Raw genomic sequence first — 21,764 nt, 5'->3', positions numbered from 1 at the left:
TTAAAAAACACTTATTAAATGAAAAATATCAAATAAATAAGAAACTCAATGCGTGTTATCCATCGCTATTTAGGGTTCTTCCTAGCGGGAATCATGGTTGTCTACGCTTTGAGCGGTATCGTTATGATTTTTAGAGAAACTAGTTTTCTTAAATCGGAACAGGTAGTTGAAACTCAACTCGAGCCAAACCTGACTGGTGGTGAGCTAAGCCCGAAACTGAGGATGGTCATTGTTATAAGCGATAAACAGGGTGATGTTCTTTTCTTTAAGGACGGATCTTACAATCAGAAAACAGGTTTAGCCATAGTAAAAAAAATGGAGCTCCCATTTCTCTTGGAAAAAATGGAAAGGCTGCACAAAGCAACCACCAATAGTCCTTTATATTTTCTAAATATCTTCTTTGGCTTATCCCTTTTATTCTTTGTTGTTTCTGCATTTTGGATGTACTCACCCAGAATGTCCGTATTCAAAAAAGGAGTTTACTTCGCATTGGCGGGCACTATACTGACTTTAGCTATGATTTTCATTTAAAAAGGCCCGTAGTCGTTAGCAAGCGATATAGTGCATGTCTTTTCTTAACAATCTGAAAGAAATGAACAAAACTTAAACCATTTGTAATATTGAAAAGGTCAGATGCATGTGCCATATATGCGCGTTATCTTCCTCAACTACTCTTTCTACACATCAAAACCTTCTCTTTAATCTTCTACTGACTTGCCCAGTCGACTACGTACTTGGCTAGGTTGCATCGTCCTTTCTAGTACAGGGTTCAAGGCCACATCTTTTGGTTTCAGTAAATGATTAGTGATTCATTGGCTTGGTGCTCTACCTCCGTATGTCAATACAACCTCACAAATAATTTGATATCTTCAATCCACGGTATTTGTTCTGGGTAAACTTAAACCATTTCAATCCTGAACACTTAGGACTTCACAGGCCACACCATTGCATTGAACTCAACAAGAAATAATTGAATTTGAAGGAACTTAAGATTAATAAAGGACAAATTTTACAAAGGAAAGGTGACTTTAGCACACAGGCATTTATTGTTAAATCGGGCCTTTTGAGGAGCTATACGATCGATGAAAAAGGAAAAGAACACATTTTTATGTTTGCACCAGAGGGATGGATCGTTGCAGATGCTTCTTATGAAACTATTCCTTGTGAACTATACATTGATGCACTAGAGGATTCAGTTATTGAGGTAACCACCAAAGAAAAAGGCAAAGAAAATATAGACATTGAACCTCTACTAAGACGTCTTTTTGTACTCCAGAAGCGTGTGACAATGTTAATGAGTTACTCTGCTATAGACCGATACCGACACTTTATTGAAACGTATCCTAATGTTAGCCAACGTGTTCCACAGCGAATGATAGCCTCCTACCTTGGCGTAACTCCCGAAGCTCTCAGCAGAGCAAAGGCCCATCATCTTAAAAAGTAAAAGCACTTTGATTCGTTTTATTAACATACATCAATGCAATGCAAATTGTACCGCTCCATCTTTGCCTTAAAAAACAAGAAAGATGAATACTACATTATGGATTTTACAAGGTCTGTTGGCTTTAATGATGTTAATGCCAGGACTAATGAAATTATCAAACTCGAAAGAAGATTTAAAAGTGAAAGGCAAAGGAAGTATGGACTGGGTGGATGACGTTTCTAGCAGCAACATTAAGCTGATTGGAGCACTTGAATTCTTAATTGCCATAGGATTAATTGTACCCCTACTCGTTCAGGCATTACCTAACTGGCTTACACCCTTATCCGCTGCAAGCGCTACAAGTATCATGATTGGAGCCATGGTGCTTCACATGAAGAGAAAGGACGGCCCTAAAGCAATTACAACTAATCTTGTCATTATGACATTTGCATTGGCGATTGCTATTGGCAGGTTCTTATAAAAAAATCTGGTCATCATCCTGAGGCAGCCTCTGGAATTAATGATTTTAGAAACTAAAATTTTAAGGAAACGATAAACACAAGCACCTTTTTCACTCTATTTATCAGGTGCTTGTGCTTATTCATAGTCCTCATTTTCTTAGTCTAATCTCCTCTAAAACATCAAAATCTACTTTTAATCCTTCAATAGAGTTACCTCCCACTTGTATTCTAAAAGTTCCGGGCTCCACAACCATTTCCATAGATCTGTCCCAGAGGGCCAAATCTTCGGGTTCGAGGAAAAAAGTAATTTTCTGTGTTTCATTGGGCTTGAGCGCTAAACGCTTAAAGCGCTTTAACAGTTTTACAGGAGTCGTCACAGAACTGATGACATCGGATAAATAAACCTGAACGACCTCCTCTCCTGCTACTTTTCCTGTATTGGTTAGCTCGATTTGAATCTCTAAATAGCCATTGCCTTTTGTTTGAACACTCAAATTACTGTACGCAAATGTGGTGTAACTTAAGCCATGGCCAAAAGGATACAGGGGAGTAATCTTTTCATCAACATAACGATGATTGCGTGTAGGTTTGGACGAATAGTTAATCGGCAGCTGACCCACGTTTCTTGGAAAAGTGACCGGTAGCTTCCCCCCTGGGTTAAAATCGCCAAAGAGCGTTTGAGCCACTGCCAATCCTCCTTTTTCGCCAGGAAACCATGCATCCAAGATCGCAGGTACTTTCTGATCTAATCCATTGATGCTCAGTGGACGACCATTGTAGAGCACTGCGACCACAGGAGTACCTGTCGTTAAGATCTCATCGACCAAATCTTGCTGAAGCCCGTAGAGATTCAGGCTGGTCACATCTTTGTTCTCTTCCACCAATTCTTTGGACTCCCCAACTACTACGATGGCTACTTCTGACTCCGCGGCCAGCTTTACCGCTTTGGTGTAGTCAGGCTTCTCCTTATTCCAAAGCAAGAATGCTTTAGCGCCATAACCTCCTTCCCACATATCGAGCACCACTTTATATTCTTGTCCCGCTTTGAACAACATGGGGGCTGTCTCGATATTGGTAGCTCCTTTGCGCCAGTTGTCGATGACCATTTGGCCGTCTATTGCTAAACGGACGCCATCGTCTGAACTCACTCCGATCCAGCCCTCAAAGTCTACATCCGGTATTAACCAACCTTCCCATCGGATAGAAAATTGATCGGGATTAACCCCTTGTCCAGGAGAGGCTTCCCATGTAAATCCTACTTGCCTATCGATCCGGGTCAACACAGGATCACCTTCCAAATTACGATTATTATAAAAACTAGCTTTTAGGCCTGCACTTGACCGATCAGGTGTTTTTAAATTTATAAATGGAATGACTTGGCCTTTGTAAATCAATGGAACCCCTTCTTCATATAGGACTTCAGCTGTTTCACCTAGGAGCTCTTTGACACCTTCAAAAACACTCATTCCTTCGGACCCATCTCTTAGTGAATAACCACCTAACTCACCTTTATTGGCCATCGGACCGATGACTGCGATCTTTTTGAGGTCTTTGCTCAATGGAAGTGCATTGTTCACATTCTTTAAAAGCACCATCGATTTAAGTGCTGCTTCTAATGCTACTTCCTGGTTTTCAACGGAGTGGTGATGCTCATCTATCAATTCTTGAGAAGTAAAAGGGTCTTCAAACAATCCAAGTTTGAATTTGAGGCGTAAAACTCCACTAGCCGCTCGGTCCACCACGGACTCATCCATCTCCCCGGAATTCACCAGATCGATAAGCGTGGTCTGGTACTCTTCATTGGAGAAATCATAAAACTGCATATCGACACCTGCTTCTGCTGCTACTCTGATGGACTCTCTGTTGGTAGAGGTAGTACGGTGACTGGTTCTTAAAAAACGAATGGCGCCTAGATCAGAAACTACAATACCTTGATAACCCCATTCATTCCTGAGTATCTCTGTTAAAAGATGCTCATTTGATGCCATCGGCACTCCATCGATCTCAGAATAGGCCGCCATAGTTCCTAAGGCTCCTCCTTCTTGAAAGGCCTTGCGAAAAACAGGGAGATAGTCAGAACGAACGGAACGTTCACCGAGTAATACAGGGCCGGCATTTCCTCCCGATTCAGGAGATCCGTGAGCAGCAAAATGCTTGGGCTCGGCGATCATGGATGTCTTGGACCTTAGGTCATCGCCTTGGATTCCTTGGATCAATGCTGTTCCCAATGTACTGGCTAAATGTGTGTCCTCGCCAAAAGTCTCGGCAATTCTTCCCCATCGTGGCTCTCTGCCTAGGTCCAAATTAGGACCTAAACCGAAGTGAATACCATGGGCCCTACCTTCTTTGCCAATCACCTGCCCGACCCGTTTCATCAGTTCAGGATCCCAAGTTGCACCTAAACCTATGTTCATCGGAAAGGCCGTGCTGCCAGCACCTGTATACCCATGCAGAAACTCACAAAAGATGATCGCAGGAATGCCCCATCGATTGTGTTCGATCACATACTCCTGCAAAGAATTGATCGTCTTAGCATCTTTGGGATACAGATCGTGGATAGATCCCACGCCTAATCCATCGCTGAACCTTTCTTCTACTGCAACGAGGTTAAGCATTTCATTCGTCTTCATTTCTGCTCCGTTATACATATCCATTTGCCGAACTTTTTCCTCCAGCGTCATCCGAGACAAAAGATCTTTAACGCGTTCTTCAGTACTCAGTGATGGGTTTTGATAAGGTAACTGCTGAGCAACCGTGGTCGAGGCACAGAGTATAAAAACAAAAGTGAGAAGTCGTTTAATGGACATAATAATTGAGTAATGTAAGTATTATAAGCTGCAGTATTATTCTATGTGTTCGGAGCCTGTAGAACTATTTATTTGGTGAAATTCACTTGTGAATGTTTCTAACACTCCTCCTTAAACCCTTCATTCGGAGAATGCTGGTTCTTTTGTGGCCAGGTAAATCCCCAGGTTAGAAATGGTCAGCGGACCTTTTGCATCGATAAATTTTAGTTGAATCGAAGTGGTTGTTAATTCATTGAACCGAAGAATGCGTTGATAGCCAATCGTCGTTTCCGTGGCTACGTTCATGTACTCTTCTCCTTTCTTTACCCACACTTCAAAAGCCTTCACTCGCTGTCCTAGGGCAATGAATTCTTGTAACCTGAGTCGATTGAACGTGATGGGTTCATCAAATTCCAGTGTCAGCATTCCGGAATGAACTCCATCGAGTGTAGACCAATACGTATCCCCTGAGGCATCTGTAACATTCCTCGCTTCAAAACCAGCCCCTCTCTCATCCGATGCAGTTACCTGAGCCCGAGTTGCCAGGTTGTTAGCAAATGTGTGGTCCAATGTTTCTCTAAGCTCCATTAAGGCCGCCACGTCATTTTCGTGGACTAACCCTCTCCGATCGACAGGCAAATTGAGGAGCAGGTTTGCGTTTCTACCGTTTGACTTGTAGTAAATAGCCAAAAGCTGGCTTAAGGACTTGACCTCGTTGTCTTGACTTTCGTGATAGTACCATCCCGGACGGATAGACACATCAGCCTCTGCAGGTACCCAATATTCTCCATCCTCATGACCAAACGGTGACTCTTGGTAGGGCCCAACACCTGGAGCAAATTGTTCTGCGCGGAAAGTTGACCAGTTTGTTTCTCCTGCAAAACCATTTTCATTTCCTACCCAGCGTGTTCCGGGTCCACCATCAGAAAAAATAATAATGTCCTCTTGAAGTGACTTCACCAAATTGAATGTACTGTCCCAATCATAATAAGTCGTTCTGTCTACATTTCGCGTCTCATTTGCTCCTCCATAATAGCCATCGCCACCATTGGCTCCATCTACCCAAAACTCAAAGATCTCTCCATAATTGGTGAGCAACTCGATGGCCTGATTTCGATAATAGGTCACATATTCGGGTTGTCCATACTGTGGATGATTTCGATCCCAGGGTGATAAATAAACCCCCATTTTAAGTCCAAATTCATCACACGCAGCCCTAAGATCAGCCAGTACATCACCTTGTCCATTCTTCCATGGACTATTTTTTACAGAATGCTCGGTAAAGTTCGAAGGCCACAAACAAAAACCGTCGTGGTGCTTTGCTGTAAGGATGATGCCCTTCATGCCCGCTTCCTTTGCGACACGAGCCCATTGTCGGGTGTCCAAGGCCGATGGATCAAACGTAGTAGCTGGTTCGTCACCGTAGCCCCATTCCATATCGGTAAACGTGTTCATGTTGAAATGGACAAAAGCATAGTACTCCATCTCTTGCCATGCCAACTGGGCCTTTGTGGGCAACGGTCCAATAGGATCTGGAGCTTGAACACTAGGTGAACAAGCAGCAAGAGTTAGTACGATGGCCAGGTAGAGGTAGCATCTCTTCTTCATTTCGAAAAATAATCAAATGGATTGATTCCTTGAAGGTGAAAAGCGTTGAAAACAATTCAAGTGTGTAGCAGGCTTTCAGTTTCCCCAACTGGTCAATTCATCTGACCCTTGGGAGAAAATAGAGGATTTCATACCTTCATTAGCGTGAAGAAATCAAGTCTCCTATTCTCCTTCTTAATCATTATTGTCCTCAGTTTCAACTCCTGCCAAACTCAAAAAAGAGTTGAAGTAAGGCTAATGTCATACAACATCAAGCATGGGGTGGGAAATGACGATTCCTTGGACTTATCCCGTGCCTTGGCCGTGATCCAAAGACAAGCACCAGACTTTGTGGCCCTGCAGGAGATCGACCATTTGGCACAGCGCTCAGACAGCATAGATCAAACCGCCTTCTTTGCTAAGGCGCTCAACATGACAGGCACTTTCGCACCCTTTATGGATTTTCAAGGGGGTGCTTATGGCATGGCCACACTCTCTGGCAAAACCATTCGTTCAACCCAACTTCTCCCCCTGCCTGATGGCCTTTATGAGCCGCGATCGGCTATTGTTCAGGAAATTGAATTGGTGGAGGGCGTCACACTCCTTTTCGCCAACGTACACTTCGATTGGATATCAGGTGATGAAGGTGAAAAGAGGCGGAGTGCACAAGCCAAAGCTCTCATCACCTATCTGGCACAGTTTGAAATACCCACGATCATCACAGGAGATTTTAATTGCACACCCGATTCTCCTACCATGCAGTTATTTTATACCGCAGGGTTTCAATTTGCCGACAAAGGGGCAGATCGTTTGAGTTTTCAGGGAGAAAACAAGGTGGAGATCGATCATGTGATCTACCGAAGCACGAAAGATTCTCAGCTAAAGGTATTAATGATCGACCTGCTGGAAGAGCCTATGGTTTCCGATCATCGGCCATTGGTTGCGAAGTTGGAGTTAACTTATTGAGGAGACTCTTCGCTACGCTCTGAGTGACGTTGTCTAATTTATTTCATCATTCTCAATCCTATCCGTCATTCAGAGGAAGGACGAAGGACGACTGAAGAATCTCCTTTTTCACTCAGGAGACTCTTCGCTAGGCTCTGAGTGGCGTTGTCTATTTTATTTCATCATTCTCAATCCTAGCCGTCATTCAGAGGGAGACACGACCGAAAAATCTCCTATGAGGAGATGATACTCTTCATTTGTCTCGAACCTAAATGGACTCAATGGAACAATTCAATTTTCTTATATTCAAATCGAAAATCATTCAAAATCGACCCATGCTTAAAATCAAACACATCACTGTTTTAGTCTTTTTCATAGCGATTACAGCCTGTTCAACCAGCAATAAACAAGAAAAATCAGCCGCAGAAACTGCTACAAGCCCCTGGGAAGTCGATTTCTTCGATGATTTCAATTCCTTCAACGAAGAAAATTGGCAGGATCAAATGATCTGGGTGAACAATGAGAACCATTGCTATGTCCCTAACGGTGAATACAATACACGTGAAGTAAGTGATGGAACACTGAAGTTGCGCGTCATCGACCTAGGTGAAGCGAAACCCTGCAACAACCGTGATGTCAAAACAGGTGAACAACACCCAGCCACTCCCTACGTCGCGGGCAGGATCATTTCTAAAAATCGAAAGGAATTCATCAAAGGTAAATGGAGCGCCAGGCTTCGGGTGGCGAATAGCGGACAATCGGGAATGTTTCCTGCTTGGTGGCTACTCGGTGCGAGAAATAATGAGCCTCCTGTTGAAGATGAAGACGAAAACGTTTGTTGGCCCCTAGTTGGATCTGGAGAAATTGACATTTTCGAACACCATAGCGATGGCGGACCTGATCACTATGCCGCAAGAGCCATCAAAAGCCTTGGCGAATGTCAAAGTGGAGACTGGCAGCAATTGATGTTGGTACAAGAAGCTAAACTCGATGAATTTCATGACTACTCTGTGGAATGGGAAGGAGATGATCTCGTTTTTAGATTGGATGAGCAAGAAGTTTATCGTGCTGAAGGCCAAGGAAAGAACTTCCCAGAGCCACTTTTTGCCATCTTGAATTTCGCCAAGATCAATAATTCACCCATGACCCAAAATTGGGAAATGGAAGTGGATTGGGTGAAGCATGAGTTGAGAAAGAACTAAGTTGAAATCACATTGAACCATACCTAACAGCACTATTGAAAAGGGTTTCATTGAAATGAACTTATCACAATGATCATCTATAAATCAAAGATCAGCCATGGACTTTTAAGCTTTGTGCTTTTGACCTCTGTGGCTTCATGGATGCTCCCAGCCATTTATGGTGCGCCGACACAAGCGCTGGTCATACTGTCGATCGTTATGATCCTAACGATCGCATTTATTTTGCACGCCTTTTTCAGCATACACTACTGGATAAACGATGCAGAAGAATTAAGAATTAAGGCAGGTTTTATGAATAACCTAAGCATCCCTATTTCAGCTATTACTAAAATTCAAAAGACCTCATCTTGGTTGGCAAGCCCGGCAGCTTCATTCGATCGCATCGAGATTCTTTATGGAAAATGGAATTCGGTGGTCATTTCACCTAAAGACAAAAAAGGCCTTATTGCAGCTCTGCAATCGATTAACCCAAAAATCATTGTGGCGGTCTGAGGAGATCGACAGCTTTGATAATTTCACCCCAAAATTTAGCGGACATTTCACTATTTTGAGCCCGCAAGCAACAAACCCTTAACCAAAAGATTCAATGACCAAGACTAGTCAAGCCCTCGAATCGCTAAAAAGTGTCGAATTGAACGGAGAAACCTTCTTCAAAATTGAAAAGTCAGATCGACTGCGCCCTTTCTTTATGAGTATCGTCAGTCCATCCAATCATTGGCTATTCATTGGAAGCAATGGAGGACTGACCGCAGGAAGAAAAAATGCTGAATACGCCTTATTTCCGTACTACTCGGATGACAAGATCATTGAATCGACCGAGATTACCGGACCAAAAACGATCGTACAATGCCAAGAACATGTTCAATTGATCAACTGGGAACCTTTTAGTCAATTCGGTTCAGAAAAATTCAGCATCGAACGAAATCTCTACAAGAATCAATACGGCAATAAGGTGGTTTTTGAAGAAATCAATCACGACCTGCTGATGACCTTTCGTTACGAATGGGCTTCTTCAGACAAGTATGGGTTTGTCAGAACAGCAAACTTGAGAAATGAAGGGGAAAAAGAGCGTGACATTCGCTTGCTCGATGGTTTGCAAAATATTTTGCCTTATGGTGTGGGCAGTGACCTACAAATGAAACAGAGTAATTTGGTCGATGCCTACAAACGGAATGAGCTAGATAAAGCCTCAGGTTTGGGTATTTATGCCTTAAGCGCCATTATCGTCGATCGAGCAGAGCCGAGCGAAGCACTCAAAGCGAATGTTGTCTGGCAAAATGGCTTAGAAAATCCTACTTATTTGGTTTCTTCCAAGCAGGTGCCGGCTTTCAAAGCAGGAAAGCCCCTAACTGAAGAAACCGATGTTAAAGCAGAAAAAGGCGCTTACTTGGTAGAATCGCATTTTACCCTATCCAAGGCGGATTCACACCAGTGGGTAATGGCTACTGACGTCAATAAGAATCACCCTTTTGTTGCTAACCTGATCGTAGACATTACCCAACCGAACATCCAAGCACGCATTCAAGAAGATATTGCACTGGGCACCCAAGAACTGATCAAACTAACGGCATCGGCAGATGGACTACAACATTCAGCGGATAAGCTGAAAGATGTTCGCCATTTTGCAAATGTGATGTTCAACATCATGCGTGGAGGGGTCTTCGATCACAATTATCAGATCGAAAAGTGGGACCTGCTGAAATACCTGGAGATTGCGAATAAGGAGGTTTATCACACACACCACAATAAAATTTCTAATTTAGCTGAGCTGCTGACCCTGGCCGATCTGGAACAGCTGGCAAAAACGGCCAATGATCCTTCGTTCACACGTTTATTGAGCGAATACCTTCCACTCAAGTTCAGCCGTCGACATGGTGATCCGAGTCGTCCATGGAACAAATTCTCGATCAATACGAGAAATGAGGATGACGGGTCAAAGATCTTGGATTATCAAGGAAATTGGCGTGACATCTTCCAGAACTGGGAAGCGCTCGCTTTCGCTTACCCTGACTTTATGGAAGGCATGATCTTCCGTTTCTTGAATGCCTCCACCTTCGACGGCTACAATCCTTACCGTGTGATGAAGCATGGCTTTGATTGGGAAACGATCGAACCGGATGACCCATGGAGCTATATTGGCTATTGGGGTGACCACCAGATCATCTACTTGTTGAAGTTCTTGGAATTTATCGAAAAACATCGTCCAGGCAGACTGGAAGAGCTTTTTACACAAGAAACCTTCACCTACGCTGCAGTGCCATATCAGATCAAGGACTATGCAGAGATCCTCAAAAACCCAAAAGACACCATCATTTTTGACCATGAGTGGGATGCAGAGATCAGAGCAAGAAGAGATTCCTTGGGATCGGATGGCGCAATGTTGCAAACTGAGGGTAAGGTCTACCACGTCAATTTTATTGAAAAAATATTAGCCACTACCCTAGCGAAGATCTCCAACCTGATACCTGATGCTGGGATCTGGATGAATACCCAACGCCCTGAGTGGAACGATGCCAACAATGCATTAGTGGGAAATGGGGTCAGTATGGTGACGCTATACTACTTGCGACGCTTTTTGGCCTTTTTCAATGCGCTCTTGAGCGACATGCCAAATCAACACATTGAGCTGTCTACCGAACTACATGCCTGCTTTACTGCTGTACATCAGGCCCTGGTCCAACACAAAGACAAATTAGAAAAAGGATTCACGGATAACGAAAGAAAAGAACTGATGGATGGCCTTGGGCAGGCGGCATCGCGCTTCAGAAATAGCATTTACAGCAACGGATTTTCCGGTGAGCGTTCGACACTGGAGCTGAAGACATTGGATGAATTTTATCGATTGAGTAATGCTTATCTAGAAAAATCCATTGACAATAACGAGCGAGCCGATAAGCTCTATCATGCCTACAACATCATCGACATCGAAGAAAACGCTGTCAGCGTAGGGTATTTAGATGAAATGCTTGAAGGACAAGTGGCGGTGTTGAGTTCGGGTTATTTATCGCCAGACAAGGTCTTAGGCCTACTCGATGCTCTAAGGAAAAGTGCCCTCTATCGACCAGATCAAAACAGCTACATTCTTTATCCGAATAAAGAGTTAAAAGGGTATCTTGAAAGAAATCAGGTGCCAGCCGAAGAGGTCAACAGCTCTGAATTGCTCCAGCAACTCGTGAAAAACCAAGAAGTCACCGTGATCGAAAAGGACGTAACAGGTGTTTATCATTTCCACGGGGCCATTAGAAATCGTTTTGAATTGGATGCAGCTTTGAAAAAGCTCGATCAAGCCAAGTACGGCCAGCTGGTGGCGAAAGACAGTCAATTAGTGCAAGCCATTTACGAAAAGGTCTTCAATCACAGAACCTTTACGGGTCGTTCGGGTACTTTCTATGGCTATGAGGGGCTTGGTTCTATCTATTGGCACATGGTGTCCAAATTGCTCTTAGCGGTAGAAGAATGTGCCATTATTGCGGCGAAGGAAGATGCAGCAGCCACAGCTCCCCTGAAAGAACATGTTAAAGAAGTGTTTGAAGGCATTGGTGTGCACAAATCCCCTGCGGTTTATGGTGCATTTCCGATAGACCCTTATTCGCACACCCCGTATTACAAAGGGGCTCAACAACCTGGCATGACGGGCCAGGTCAAGGAAGATGTGATCAGTCGTATCATGGAGCTTGGTGTGGAAGTTACAGCTGGTCAGGTGCACTTCGCTCCTACTATTCTTGATAGCTCTGAGTTCATGAAGGAAGCCTCATCTTTTGAATATGTGGATGTCAAAGGCAAATTCGAGACCTTGGCTTTACCTGAAAATGCCCTGGCCTTCACCTATTGCCAAGTACCGATTGTTTATCAATTAGGTGCAGCAGATTCTCTTACGATTGATTTAGCAACTGGAGAATCCGTCAGCCTTACAGGCAATAGTTTGAATGCCGAAATGAGCGAAATGCTCTTCTCAAGAACGGGAGACATTAAGAAGATAGAAGTCACGCTTAGCCATTGACGTATTAGCAGCTAATCTTGCATGAACTTATTACTTCATGCAAGATCCTGTGGCCTGTCATCAATGGAGGAGCACGCTATTGTCAGACTCCTTTTTCAACAGCTGAAAATGATTCATTTTCTTTATTTCAAAGGGAATATCGATGGAATGAGAAATTGATAGTCATACATGTGCCAACTGCAATCTTCCATTCATCTAGCCTCATCAAGAGATATTTTGTTCGAGCCATCTTTATTTGCCTCGTTCCATTAGTGAATTGACGATCGATAGAAAGTACTCCTGATTCAGCACCTGCGCTTGATAATCAACCCCAGACTGTTTAAGGACACCATAAAAGCTTCTTAAATGATTTCTGCTGCCTTTATTCAAACTCTCGTAAACAGTCAAAATATCGGCTTGCGCAATAGAATCTAATGCTAAGTCGAGGTCTCGAATGTCGATTTCTTCGATAAGTGCTCCAACAGCGTAGGCTTTTGTCACACTTGCTGTTCCGTGTGCCATCAAATCATCGTATAAAGCTGCCAACATTTCATTTGTAAATTCACCAACAGCGAGAGAGGTCACAGGATCTTCAATACCATAATTATTGAGTAATACGAGTACGGCGTCCATATGCTGTTGTTCGCTTGATGAAATATTCTGAAAGATTGGTTGTCCCCATTCTGCATGGAGTGAGAGGTAAACATCTCTTGCCAGTTTTTCTTCCTCTCTCATAAAAATCAAACTTTCTGCATAAGCTGTCTCAGCAGTTAGCTTTTCTGGATTAGTATCTTCCTCCTGAGAAAGGCTACAACTGAGCATCAGTAGAGGAGCGATTAATAGGGCTATTTTTTTCATCATCTTTTTGTTTAGTCTATTGCTTTGACTACCCGTAGAACATGAAGTTTATTCATAAAATTTCATCAAGACGCTCAGGGTAACAAGGGTTACAAAAGAGTCTGGAAAGCTTGCGCTACATCCACTAATTAACCTGGATAAACAAGGGCTAGAATAATCCATGCCATTCCCCTATCTTACATGCAATGGAACTACTGGTCATTGTCTTATTATTGATTGCCTTGTTCGTTCTGGGCTTGGTCCTTTTCTTAAAGCTGAACCCTCAGTTCGGTGGCAAAATCGATGATGCGGAATTGGCCAAGCTATCTAAATCCCCACAATGGGGAGGAAAAGTGTTCGAAAATCAGCTCTTAACAACAATGGACATTGGACCCAGTAAAATTCCTGGACTTTTATGGAAGCAGTTGTTCGATCGAAAAGGTCGCAGTCCAAAAAGTCCCCTACCGGTCATTCCTTTCAATCAAGAACGTTGGGAAGCAGATACAGCGCCTAAATTCATCTGGTATGGACATTCCGTTTTGCTGCTTCAGCTCAATGGGAAAACACTTTTGATCGACCCCATGCTTGGACCCAATGCTGCTCCTGTAGCACCGTTCCAAGTCAAACGCTTTAGTGAAAACACCCTTTCCCTCATTGATCAATTTCCCCCGATTGATGCCATTTTGATCACGCATGATCATTACGATCATTTAGATCTGGCGAGTATTCGAAAACTTCAAGACAAAACTCAAAATTGGTTTGTGGCCATAGGTGTACAGCGTCACTTGGTCAAATGGGGCATCCCTGTCGAGCACATCAAGGAATTCGATTGGTGGGATAGTCTTCGATTTGAGAACATAGACATCACATTTACGCCCAGCCGTCATTTTTCAGGGAGAGGCCTGAACGACCGGACCAAATCAATTTGGGGCGGATTTACCTTTACCACTGACAAGTTCAAGGTCTATTGGAGCGGTGACGGTGGTGAAGGCCCTCATTTCAAAGCAATTGGAGAAAAACTGGGACCTTTTGATTGGGCATTTATGGAAGATGGTCAGTACAACGAACTATGGCATGCCATCCACATGTATCCCGAAGAAGCTGTTACAGCAGGAATAGAAGCAAAAGCCAAAGTTCTTACCCCCGTGCATTGGGCGGGCTTTCCCCTGGCACGACACCATTGGAAAGACCCTATTGAGCGCTTTGTCCAATCAGCCAGAGAACAAGGCGTCACCATTTCAACGCCCAGAATTGGTGAAATAGTAGCTATGGAAAAGCCACCCCAAGTTGAGCCTTGGTGGGAAGCATTGGACTAAAAAAATAACCTGCTGTCATTCCATTCAGGTCTTAGCTCTGATCCTTTGATTGAATCTACTCATTTGATTGTTCTTTGACCAATAGCTTTAATGAGTAGGTCAACCACAATAGCATAACCTAGATTTAAAATGAAAGCCCCTATATTTTTCGCTCGGCCAATTATCTTTACCCAAAATCATTACTATGAAGTTTCTAAAGCGTAGCGCTCTTCTCACCATCACCCTGCTCTTGACATTATCCGCTCATCGTCCAAGTGCTCTTTTTTGGGGACAGATCGGTCATCGAACCATTGGTCATATTGCCGATGGCATGCTGACCAAGCGAGCACAAAAGCAGGTAAAACGTGTTTTAGGCCATGAAACCCTAGCCGAAGTGAGCACGTGGATGGACGAAGTTCGTTCTGACAACGCCTTTGACTATGCCAATACCTGGCATTACTGCACCATTCCAGATGGCATGACCTACGAAACAGCACCAACACAAGAAGGTGGCGATGTGATCTGGGCCATTGAAACCATGATAAAAGAGTTAAAAGCAGGTGGACTCAGTCCTGAAGAAGAAGCCATTAAATTGAAATTCTTGGTACACATGGTCGGTGACATTCACCAACCCTTACACGTTGGCAACGGCGAAGACCGAGGTGGAAATGATGTGCGTGTTCAATGGTTCGGCAGCAATACCAATCTCCACAGCGTTTGGGATAGCCGAATGATCGACGGCAAACAGTTGAGCTATTATGAATTCGCTGATTGGATAAACCATCCGGACAAGAATCAGGTTAAGGAATGGCAGGCTGCAACCGTGAGAGATTGGGCCATGGAGTCCATGTCTTACAGAGAGCAGGTCTATGCATTGCCAGAAAACGGACGATTAGGTTACGAATACTCTTATGAAAACTTTGATCTTGTCAAATTGAGGGTATTACAAGCAGGTGTTCGATTGGCTGGCGTATTGAATGACATTTATCAATAGACACTGCCAAAAAACCTTAAACTATGAAATTATAATTAACCCTTATCACGCTATTAATCAGTTCGTTATTATTCGCCCAGAACAGAACAAGCCCGGATGAAGTAGCAACCAACGATGGGTCCTTAACTGTACAACCGATCACTCATGGTTCTGTCGTTTTGAACTGGAAAGACCAAAACATTTTTGTCGATCCTTATGGAGGGGGCGAACGCTATGAAGGCTTGGCTAATCCAACTTTGATCTTGATCACGGATATCCACGGCGATCATTTAAACAAGAATACCTTAGATGCTTTGAATACCGGCGAAGCAACCTTGGTCGTTCCTCAAGCCGTGATGGATCAATTGCCAGAAAACCTTAAAGCGAAGGCTAAGGTGCTTGGTAACGGACAAGAGCTCACTATCAATGGACTAGCGATACAGGCTATTCCGATGTATAATCTTCCCGAAGACGAAACCTCAAGACACACCAAAGGCCGCGGCAATGGCTACGTATTGACCATTGGCGGTAAGAAGGTGTACCTATAAGGAGACACAGAAGATATTCCTGAAATGCGCGCATTGACGGGAATTGATCTGGCCTTCGTATGCATGAACTTGCCTTACACGATGGACATAAATCAAGCGGCAGACGCGGTTTTAGACTTTAAGCCTAAGGTAGTTTATCCTTATCATTACAGAGGAACCGGTGGCCTGGCAGACGTCGCGCAATTCAAGGAAATCGTCAATCAAGGTAACGAAGACATTAGCGTAAAACTGAAAGACTGGTATCCTGGCAACTAAAAACAATGCCAGACAAAGGCTGTTAGGTAAACATGAACCTTTCTGTTGAAACAAGGGTCAGGGCACCGCTAGAGCAAGTTTGGCTTTGTTGGACCTTACCCGAGCACATCATTCATTGGAACTTTGCTGATAACGAGTGGTCCTGTTCATCAGCCAGAAACAACCTCCGTGTGGGAGGAACCTTCGATTATCGAATAGAATCTAAGGATGGCCAATCAGGCTACACCATCTAAGGAATGTACACCGAAGTGATTCGAACGAAACTCATCTCCTATCAATTGGAAGATGGCCGACGTTTTTCTGTCATGTTCGAACAATTAACAGACGAGATACGCCGTGTCCAGCGATTTGAAGCAGCGCCAGCAGAAGATAAGGAAGTACAACAGCGTATCTGGCAAGCCATTTTAGATCGATTCGCGCTTTACACAGAATCAATGGACTAATCCGCTGCGCTAAATGCGTAGCATGCCCTGTTTAAAGGCGTTCACAATAATCCAGCGATACCTATTCACTCACTTACAAACGCAGTATATTGAGGTTTAATTCAGCCGTTTTTGCACTTCAATCATCGAACAGATCTACCGTTTCTAGTGGTTCAAGTATTTTGCCGGCAAAGGAAAATTAGGATTCTCCCCCATCCAGAAAACCGAAACGATAAACCAACGATCTTGGCCTTTTAGTAATTGAATGCTATTGATGCCTCTGGCAAATGGAGTCGGATCATTGGCCTTTTGGCGCGATTCGTAGGTTGAAAAAACATGGGCAATGGTGCCGTATTCGTCCACCTTACGTGCTATTTCTTGCTCAAAAAAGCCTCTCTCCTCAAGGTTTTTCCCAGCCTTGGTAATATAATCCTCGACTGTCCATACTTGATAGGCCGTATTGCCCGAAGGAGCCTGCCCAGAAGGCATTAAACGACCCTCGGGAATAAACAGGCTTCTCATCCGATCCCAATCGCGCTTTTCTCCTGCCGGACCCGAGATCACATCATACAGTGCACCTATGATCGCATCCATTGAAACCACATCGTTCGGGTCTGCCTTTGGAGTTTCTTGGGCCTGGATAAGATTGAAGGCAAGAAGTAATATTGTTGCTAAGATGAGTTTTTTCATAGTAGATCTATTTTAAAACGTCATTCCAAAATATTTCTTCTTAAGATTTTCTAAGAAGAAATATTCCGGAACCTCATTGATATCATCAATAATAGTTAATCGAGATTCCCGCCTGCGCGCGAATGACGTATCATATTTTACATTTCTCCTGCTTGGATTTTTTTAGCCACGGCCTGCACCTCGTCCAATACCCTGAGCAAATTACCGGACCAAAGCATGCCAATCTCTTCTTCTGAATAGCCTCTTTTTACCAGCTCCAAGGTGACATTAAAGGTCTCTGATGCATCATCCCAACCTTCAACTCCACCGCCACCATCGAAATCTGAGCTGATTCCTACGTGTTCAATACCGATCTTTTCAACCAAGTAATCAATATGATCGACAAAGTCAGCGACATCTACCGGAGGTGCTTCGGCATTCACCTTTTCGTTGATCTCCGCAGCATGTTTATCCTGAAAAGCTCTATACTCCTCAATGTAAGCGCTACGCTGATCCCCCTGCATACCTCTCAACATGGCACCAGGCTTGATCTCAAATCCTTCTCTCTCTGCGATCTCAGCCACCACTTCATTCATTTTTCTGCGATTCGCCGCGTTCTTATCTGAATTGACATAGCTTCTAAAAGCGACGGTCTGGACAACCCCACCATTTTCTTTTAGCATCATCAATTGCTCATCATCCAGGTTTCTGCTCACGTCATTCAGTGCTCTTGCACTTGAATGCGATGCGATCACCGGGGCTTTGGTCAGTTGCATCATCTGCATGTTCGCTTCTTTAGAGGGATGTGATAAATCGATCATGATGCCCCATTTGTTCATTTCGGCCAACACTTCTTTTCCAAAGGCACTCAGTCCATTGTGCAACCAAACCGAGTCACGCTCACCCGTATTGGAATCGCTCAATTGACTATGGCCATTGTGAGACAATGACATGTAGCGTGCACCTCGGTCATGAAATTCCTTTACCCGTTCGATCTCCATACCGATCGGGTATGCATTCTCCACGCCTATCATGGCCACTTTTTTGCCAGCGGCAACAATTCGTTTTACATCGTCAGAAGTCAAGGCAAGCTCTATCTGATCTGGTGCAATTTCTTCGGTCAAGCGATGAATGGCATTGAACTTATCGTCAGCATTGGCATAGGCTGCATCGAAGCCTTCTTGATCTAACGCTCTTTGTCCGGTATACACAATGAACCACGCCACATCCAGGCCCCCAGCCTTCATTTTTGGTAGATTAACCTGCGTGCTCAGGTCTTGCGTATAATTGCGTTCTGCAGTGAAATTGGAAGTGTTGATGTCATCGTGCGTATCTAAGGTAATGACGCGCTCATGAATTCCTTTGGCATAGGCATTCAGTTCATCTTCCGTCATGTCGCTTACGGCTTTTTCCTGTGTACAGGATGACGCAAACAAAACAAGGAAGGCCAAAAAGTAGTGTAGTCGTTTCATAGTAAAAGATTAGTTCATCAGTGAACCTAATGGTTTTCTCTCGAAAACCTAAATGCCTTTACACGAATGGAAACATGAAACTAACTAGGACTTCTTCTTAAAGCCATGGCTGATCTGACCCCAGAAGGTTTTAGGGAATTTTGATACTCCAGGGAAACCCAACTTGATCGATTGGCCACTATGCGGTACATACGCCGTCCCGAATAAGTAGTCCCAGACACTTAAGGTAATGCCAAAGTTGATTCCTCTTCTTCGATCGGCCGGGAGATCATGCGCATGGTGCCACATGTGCATATTCGGGTTATTTAGGATATACTTCAATGGGCCTAGATTTACCTTGATGTTGGCATGATTCCAATGCCCTATGGCTAGGGTGAACAGGTGCACATAGAAAAAGTCATCAATACCAAACCCGATCATCGCCAAGGGAATGTATTCGATGGTGCGGTACACGATGGTTTCCATCCAATGGTAACGCAAATGAGCAGCAAAGCCCATCTGTTCCACCGAATGATGTACCTTGTGGTATTCCCACAGAGCCGGCACAGCATGTAGCAGTCGGTGAGTCCACCATTGCACGAAATCTCGCACCACAAACAAGGTCAATAATTGCAAGAAAACAGGCCAGCTACCGATCTCAATCGCCACAAGATTCGTTAAACCCACCGAGGCAAGCAAACTATTGAAAGCGTTCACCACAACCTCCGACATGGCGTTGTAGATGATCAAAGAGAAAAGGAAAAAATTGAAGAACATGTAGAAGGCATCCAACCAAAAGTCCTTCCTGAATTTCGGTTGATCCTTCCGCCAAGGACGTAACCATTCCCAGCCCAAAAAGAACAAAGACAAGCCGATCAGTGCCCAGAAGTAATTCTGCCACCAGGGTTTGTAATCATAAGCAAAGGTGATCTCCTGCCATAAGTAGGAAGCGTAGCCCGAATATGCTTCTTGTATGATTTGCCAATAGTCTTGCATTGCTCGAATTTAAATAAGGATAAGCGAATGTGTGTAGCATTTGTTACAAAAACATCGCCAATGAGAGATGAGCCCTAAGTGCTTTACCTACTCGCCTCCAAAGGCAACTGTCGACTTGCCTATTTCTGAAGCACATCACCAACCAAATCAAATGCAAACCACTCTCATATTTCGCTTTGAAATCACGCTAGAGTGTGCCTATATTCCCGATAGCATAAACTATTAACTAAGAATAAATGAAGAGACTAAAGAAACTGCGTTTACAACTAGCGGTTCTGTTCATGCTCGGCATGGGTCATGTCGTGACATTTGCACAGAGTGATCCTACGGGTGACTCTCCTGTGACAGGTACATTTGCATTGACCAATGCGACGGTGATCACTTCACCGGGTAGCACCTTGACAGAAGCCACAGTTGTGGTAAGAAATGGACTCATCCTAAATGTGGGCCAAAATGTATCCATTCCAGCCAACGCTGAGGTAATCGACGCCACTGGCTTGTATGTTTACCCAGCTTTTATCGATGGGATGTCCAATACGGGAGCGGCACGCCCTGAAAATCCAGAAAGACCAAGAGACCTTTTTACACCAGATCCACCAAACGAATATGCCGGAATAACTCCCGAGAATAGCGTGGTAGATCAATTGGATGCTAGCAGTGGTTCCATTGAAGGCATGAGAAAGATCGGTTTTGCGATCTCGCACACCGTACCTTACGGTAGAATGCTTCCAGGAAGTGGTTCTCTTATTTTATTGAAAGAGGCTGATCATCCTGATGAGATGCTCATGGCAAGAGATGTTGCGCTTTATGCCCAATGGGTAGGTGCACCGGGTGCATATCCCAACAACATCTTGGGTATGATGGCCAAATGGAGAAATCTGTATCGCAATGCGGAATTGAATAAGCAGCACGCCGATATGTACGCTGAAAATCCTTCAGGATTACCTCGTCCAACAAGCAGCCGTGTGAGCCAGGCCTTCTATCCTGTCCTAACCAAAGAAAAGCCGGTAATGTTTGACGTTTCTGGTATGCTAGATGTAAGAAGAGCGATGCGACTGCAAAATGACCTCGGATTCACCCTTATGGTGGCGGGCGTTCAGCAAGCATTTGAATTGGTCGACGAATTCAAGGCAACAGGAGTTCCGGTATTTCTTTCTTTAGATCTGCCTGACGAACCCAAAGAAATCAAATCAGAAGACAAGTCGGATGAAGTAGCCGCTTTAGAGGCACGCAGAATGGAATTCTATAAAAAGCACGTCGGACAGGCAGCGCTTTTGGCACAAGAAGGTATCCAATTTGGTTTCTCTTCGAAAGATGCCAGTAGCGGAAAGATCATGGCCAACATCAGAACCATGATCGAAAATGGCTTATCTGAAGACGTGGCACTTGCCGCTTTGACCACAAACCCGGCTCAAATGTTGGGTATTGACCAAGTGACCGGTACTGTAGAGTCTGGTAAATTGGCCAACCTGATCGTTTCCACTGCGCCTGTTTTCGAAAAAGACGCTCAAGTGAAAATGATGTTCGTGGATGGTGACAAATACGAGTACGACACTAAGGACAAAAAAGAAGCGAGCAAAGCAGCCGCTTCAGCTGGAGATGCAACAGGTCCTTACGCAGCGGTAATCGGTTCTTGGAGCTATACTTTCAGAACTCCTCAAGGAGAGCAAACTGGCAAAATGATCATTAAAAATGGCGCTGCCGGTTTAGAAGGTGTGTTCACAAGCGATGAAGGGTCTCCTGACACCGACATGAACGACATCAGTTTCAGAGATAATGAATTGAGTTTTAACCTGGAACTGGATGCAGGTGGCCAATCCATTTTATTGGTGGTTCAAGGTACTGTATCGGGTACTTCGTATGATGCCCAAGCAACAGTTGAAGCATTCAATGTGACATTAGAAATAAGCGCAACTAAAGATGAAAAATAAGACA

At 44.0% G+C, this 21,764-nt stretch carries 20 protein-coding genes; 14 read left to right on the top strand and 6 right to left on the bottom strand.

The annotated features are described in order from the left end of the window. Positions 1-48 precede the first annotated feature (48 nt). The 3 genes from AC2D6U_RS04525 to AC2D6U_RS04515 all read left to right on the top strand — a co-directional run bounded on the left by AC2D6U_RS04525 (position 49) and on the right by AC2D6U_RS04515 (position 1,904). Entirely contained in the window at positions 49-531 is a 483-nt protein-coding gene (locus AC2D6U_RS04525; RefSeq protein WP_484719756.1) for a hypothetical protein, read from the top strand. Positions 532-970: 439 nt separating this feature from the next. Continuing rightward, positions 971-1,444: a Crp/Fnr family transcriptional regulator gene (locus AC2D6U_RS04520; RefSeq protein ID WP_484719755.1), complete on the top strand. Its 474-nt coding sequence runs from the start codon at positions 971-973 to the stop codon at positions 1,442-1,444. 82 nt (positions 1,445-1,526) lie between these two features. Next, positions 1,527-1,904, top strand: a complete 378-nt coding sequence (locus AC2D6U_RS04515) for a DoxX family protein (RefSeq protein ID WP_484719754.1) — start codon at positions 1,527-1,529, stop codon at positions 1,902-1,904. 129 nt (positions 1,905-2,033) lie between these two features. Here the strand turns inward: AC2D6U_RS04515 and AC2D6U_RS04510 are convergent, their stop codons facing one another. Both AC2D6U_RS04510 and AC2D6U_RS04505 read right to left on the bottom strand, forming a co-directional pair. Then, positions 2,034-4,691: a glycoside hydrolase family 3 protein gene (locus tag AC2D6U_RS04510; protein WP_484719753.1), complete on the bottom strand. Its 2,658-nt coding sequence runs from the start codon at positions 4,689-4,691 to the stop codon at positions 2,034-2,036. 120 nt (positions 4,692-4,811) lie between these two features. Continuing rightward, a complete protein-coding gene (locus AC2D6U_RS04505) occupies positions 4,812-6,278 on the bottom strand; it encodes an alpha-L-fucosidase (RefSeq protein WP_484719752.1) in 1,467 nt (488 codons plus the stop codon). Between the two features lie 237 nt (positions 6,279-6,515). On the opposite strand from AC2D6U_RS04505, the gene AC2D6U_RS04500 reads away from it, so the two are divergent. From AC2D6U_RS04500 to AC2D6U_RS04485, 4 genes are all read left to right on the top strand, one after another. Next, positions 6,516-7,223, top strand: a complete 708-nt coding sequence (locus AC2D6U_RS04500; protein WP_484719751.1) for an endonuclease/exonuclease/phosphatase family protein — start codon at positions 6,516-6,518, stop codon at positions 7,221-7,223. 314 nt (positions 7,224-7,537) lie between these two features. Continuing rightward, a complete protein-coding gene (locus tag AC2D6U_RS04495) occupies positions 7,538-8,404 on the top strand; it encodes a glycoside hydrolase family 16 protein (RefSeq protein ID WP_484719750.1) in 867 nt (288 codons plus the stop codon). Between the two features lie 69 nt (positions 8,405-8,473). Next, positions 8,474-8,896, top strand: coding sequence for a PH domain-containing protein (locus AC2D6U_RS04490; RefSeq protein ID WP_484719749.1), 423 nt, complete (start codon positions 8,474-8,476; stop codon positions 8,894-8,896). A gap of 94 nt (positions 8,897-8,990) precedes the next feature. After that, on the top strand, positions 8,991-12,404 hold the full coding sequence (locus AC2D6U_RS04485; RefSeq protein ID WP_484719748.1) for a hypothetical protein: 3,414 nt from the start codon (positions 8,991-8,993) through the stop codon (positions 12,402-12,404). A 231-nt stretch (positions 12,405-12,635) separates the two neighbouring features. Here AC2D6U_RS04485 and AC2D6U_RS04480 read toward each other — a convergent pair whose 3' ends face one another. After that, the gene (locus tag AC2D6U_RS04480) at positions 12,636-13,241 is read right to left on the bottom strand and encodes a DUF2202 domain-containing protein (RefSeq protein WP_484719747.1); all 606 of its coding nucleotides are present in this window, start codon (positions 13,239-13,241) and stop codon (positions 12,636-12,638) included. A gap of 185 nt (positions 13,242-13,426) precedes the next feature. On the opposite strand from AC2D6U_RS04480, the gene AC2D6U_RS04475 reads away from it, so the two are divergent. From AC2D6U_RS04475 to AC2D6U_RS04450, 6 genes are all read left to right on the top strand, one after another. Next, positions 13,427-14,536: an MBL fold metallo-hydrolase gene (locus AC2D6U_RS04475; protein WP_484719746.1), complete on the top strand. Its 1,110-nt coding sequence runs from the start codon at positions 13,427-13,429 to the stop codon at positions 14,534-14,536. Positions 14,537-14,720: 184 nt separating this feature from the next. Beyond that, positions 14,721-15,509: a S1/P1 nuclease gene (locus AC2D6U_RS04470; protein ID WP_484719745.1), complete on the top strand. Its 789-nt coding sequence runs from the start codon at positions 14,721-14,723 to the stop codon at positions 15,507-15,509. Between the two features lie 44 nt (positions 15,510-15,553). Continuing rightward, the gene (locus AC2D6U_RS04465) at positions 15,554-16,036 is read left to right on the top strand and encodes an MBL fold metallo-hydrolase (RefSeq protein ID WP_484720579.1); all 483 of its coding nucleotides are present in this window, start codon (positions 15,554-15,556) and stop codon (positions 16,034-16,036) included. A 24-nt stretch (positions 16,037-16,060) separates the two neighbouring features. Next, positions 16,061-16,291, top strand: coding sequence for an MBL fold metallo-hydrolase (locus AC2D6U_RS04460; RefSeq protein WP_484719744.1), 231 nt, complete (start codon positions 16,061-16,063; stop codon positions 16,289-16,291). A gap of 32 nt (positions 16,292-16,323) precedes the next feature. Continuing rightward, a complete protein-coding gene (locus AC2D6U_RS04455; RefSeq protein WP_484719743.1) occupies positions 16,324-16,524 on the top strand; it encodes an SRPBCC domain-containing protein in 201 nt (66 codons plus the stop codon). 3 nt (positions 16,525-16,527) lie between these two features. Then, positions 16,528-16,734, top strand: a complete 207-nt coding sequence (locus tag AC2D6U_RS04450) for an SRPBCC family protein (RefSeq protein WP_484719742.1) — start codon at positions 16,528-16,530, stop codon at positions 16,732-16,734. 144 nt (positions 16,735-16,878) lie between these two features. Here AC2D6U_RS04450 and AC2D6U_RS04445 read toward each other — a convergent pair whose 3' ends face one another. The 3 genes from AC2D6U_RS04445 to AC2D6U_RS04435 form a co-directional block, all read right to left on the bottom strand. Beyond that, positions 16,879-17,403: a hypothetical protein gene (locus AC2D6U_RS04445; RefSeq protein WP_484719741.1), complete on the bottom strand. Its 525-nt coding sequence runs from the start codon at positions 17,401-17,403 to the stop codon at positions 16,879-16,881. A 137-nt stretch (positions 17,404-17,540) separates the two neighbouring features. Beyond that, a complete protein-coding gene (locus tag AC2D6U_RS04440) occupies positions 17,541-18,854 on the bottom strand; it encodes a dipeptidase (RefSeq protein ID WP_484719740.1) in 1,314 nt (437 codons plus the stop codon). Between the two features lie 84 nt (positions 18,855-18,938). Beyond that, complete coding sequence (locus tag AC2D6U_RS04435; protein ID WP_484719739.1) at positions 18,939-19,829, bottom strand: sterol desaturase family protein; 891 nt, start codon at positions 19,827-19,829, stop codon at positions 18,939-18,941. Positions 19,830-20,065: 236 nt separating this feature from the next. Between AC2D6U_RS04435 and AC2D6U_RS04430 the strand changes: the two genes are divergently transcribed. After that, entirely contained in the window at positions 20,066-21,760 is a 1,695-nt protein-coding gene (locus AC2D6U_RS04430) for an amidohydrolase family protein (protein WP_484719738.1), read from the top strand. Positions 21,761-21,764 lie beyond the last annotated feature (4 nt).

Source organism: Roseivirga sp. YIW32, assembly GCF_057219245.1.
Note: the sequence above shows the minus strand (reverse complement) of the source record. Positions and strands in the feature narration are given on the sequence as shown.

Bases quoted from the DNA above. Each gene is read 5' to 3' on its own strand.
- AC2D6U_RS04510 (WP_484719753.1), bottom strand. From the start codon at position 4,691: ATGTCCATTAAACGACTTCTCACTTTTGTTTTTATACTCTGTGCCTCG.
- AC2D6U_RS04440 (WP_484719740.1), bottom strand. From the start codon at position 18,854: ATGAAACGACTACACTACTTTTTGGCCTTCCTTGTTTTGTTTGCGTCA.
- AC2D6U_RS04490 (WP_484719749.1), top strand. From the start codon at position 8,474: ATGATCATCTATAAATCAAAGATCAGCCATGGACTTTTAAGCTTTGTG.
- AC2D6U_RS04450 (WP_484719742.1), top strand. From the start codon at position 16,528: ATGTACACCGAAGTGATTCGAACGAAACTCATCTCCTATCAATTGGAA.
- AC2D6U_RS04495 (WP_484719750.1), top strand. From the start codon at position 7,538: ATGCTTAAAATCAAACACATCACTGTTTTAGTCTTTTTCATAGCGATT.
- AC2D6U_RS04475 (WP_484719746.1), top strand. From the start codon at position 13,427: ATGGAACTACTGGTCATTGTCTTATTATTGATTGCCTTGTTCGTTCTG.
- AC2D6U_RS04515 (WP_484719754.1), top strand. From the start codon at position 1,527: ATGAATACTACATTATGGATTTTACAAGGTCTGTTGGCTTTAATGATG.
- AC2D6U_RS04455 (WP_484719743.1), top strand. From the start codon at position 16,324: ATGAACCTTTCTGTTGAAACAAGGGTCAGGGCACCGCTAGAGCAAGTT.
- AC2D6U_RS04500 (WP_484719751.1), top strand. From the start codon at position 6,516: ATGTCATACAACATCAAGCATGGGGTGGGAAATGACGATTCCTTGGAC.
- AC2D6U_RS04430 (WP_484719738.1), top strand. From the start codon at position 20,066: ATGAAGAGACTAAAGAAACTGCGTTTACAACTAGCGGTTCTGTTCATG.
- AC2D6U_RS04505 (WP_484719752.1), bottom strand. From the start codon at position 6,278: ATGAAGAAGAGATGCTACCTCTACCTGGCCATCGTACTAACTCTTGCT.
- AC2D6U_RS04480 (WP_484719747.1), bottom strand. From the start codon at position 13,241: ATGAAAAAAATAGCCCTATTAATCGCTCCTCTACTGATGCTCAGTTGT.
- AC2D6U_RS04470 (WP_484719745.1), top strand. From the start codon at position 14,721: ATGAAGTTTCTAAAGCGTAGCGCTCTTCTCACCATCACCCTGCTCTTG.
- AC2D6U_RS04445 (WP_484719741.1), bottom strand. From the start codon at position 17,403: ATGAAAAAACTCATCTTAGCAACAATATTACTTCTTGCCTTCAATCTT.
- AC2D6U_RS04525 (WP_484719756.1), top strand. From the start codon at position 49: ATGCGTGTTATCCATCGCTATTTAGGGTTCTTCCTAGCGGGAATCATG.
- AC2D6U_RS04485 (WP_484719748.1), top strand. From the start codon at position 8,991: ATGACCAAGACTAGTCAAGCCCTCGAATCGCTAAAAAGTGTCGAATTG.
- AC2D6U_RS04435 (WP_484719739.1), bottom strand. From the start codon at position 19,829: ATGCAAGACTATTGGCAAATCATACAAGAAGCATATTCGGGCTACGCT.
- AC2D6U_RS04460 (WP_484719744.1), top strand. From the start codon at position 16,061: ATGCGCGCATTGACGGGAATTGATCTGGCCTTCGTATGCATGAACTTG.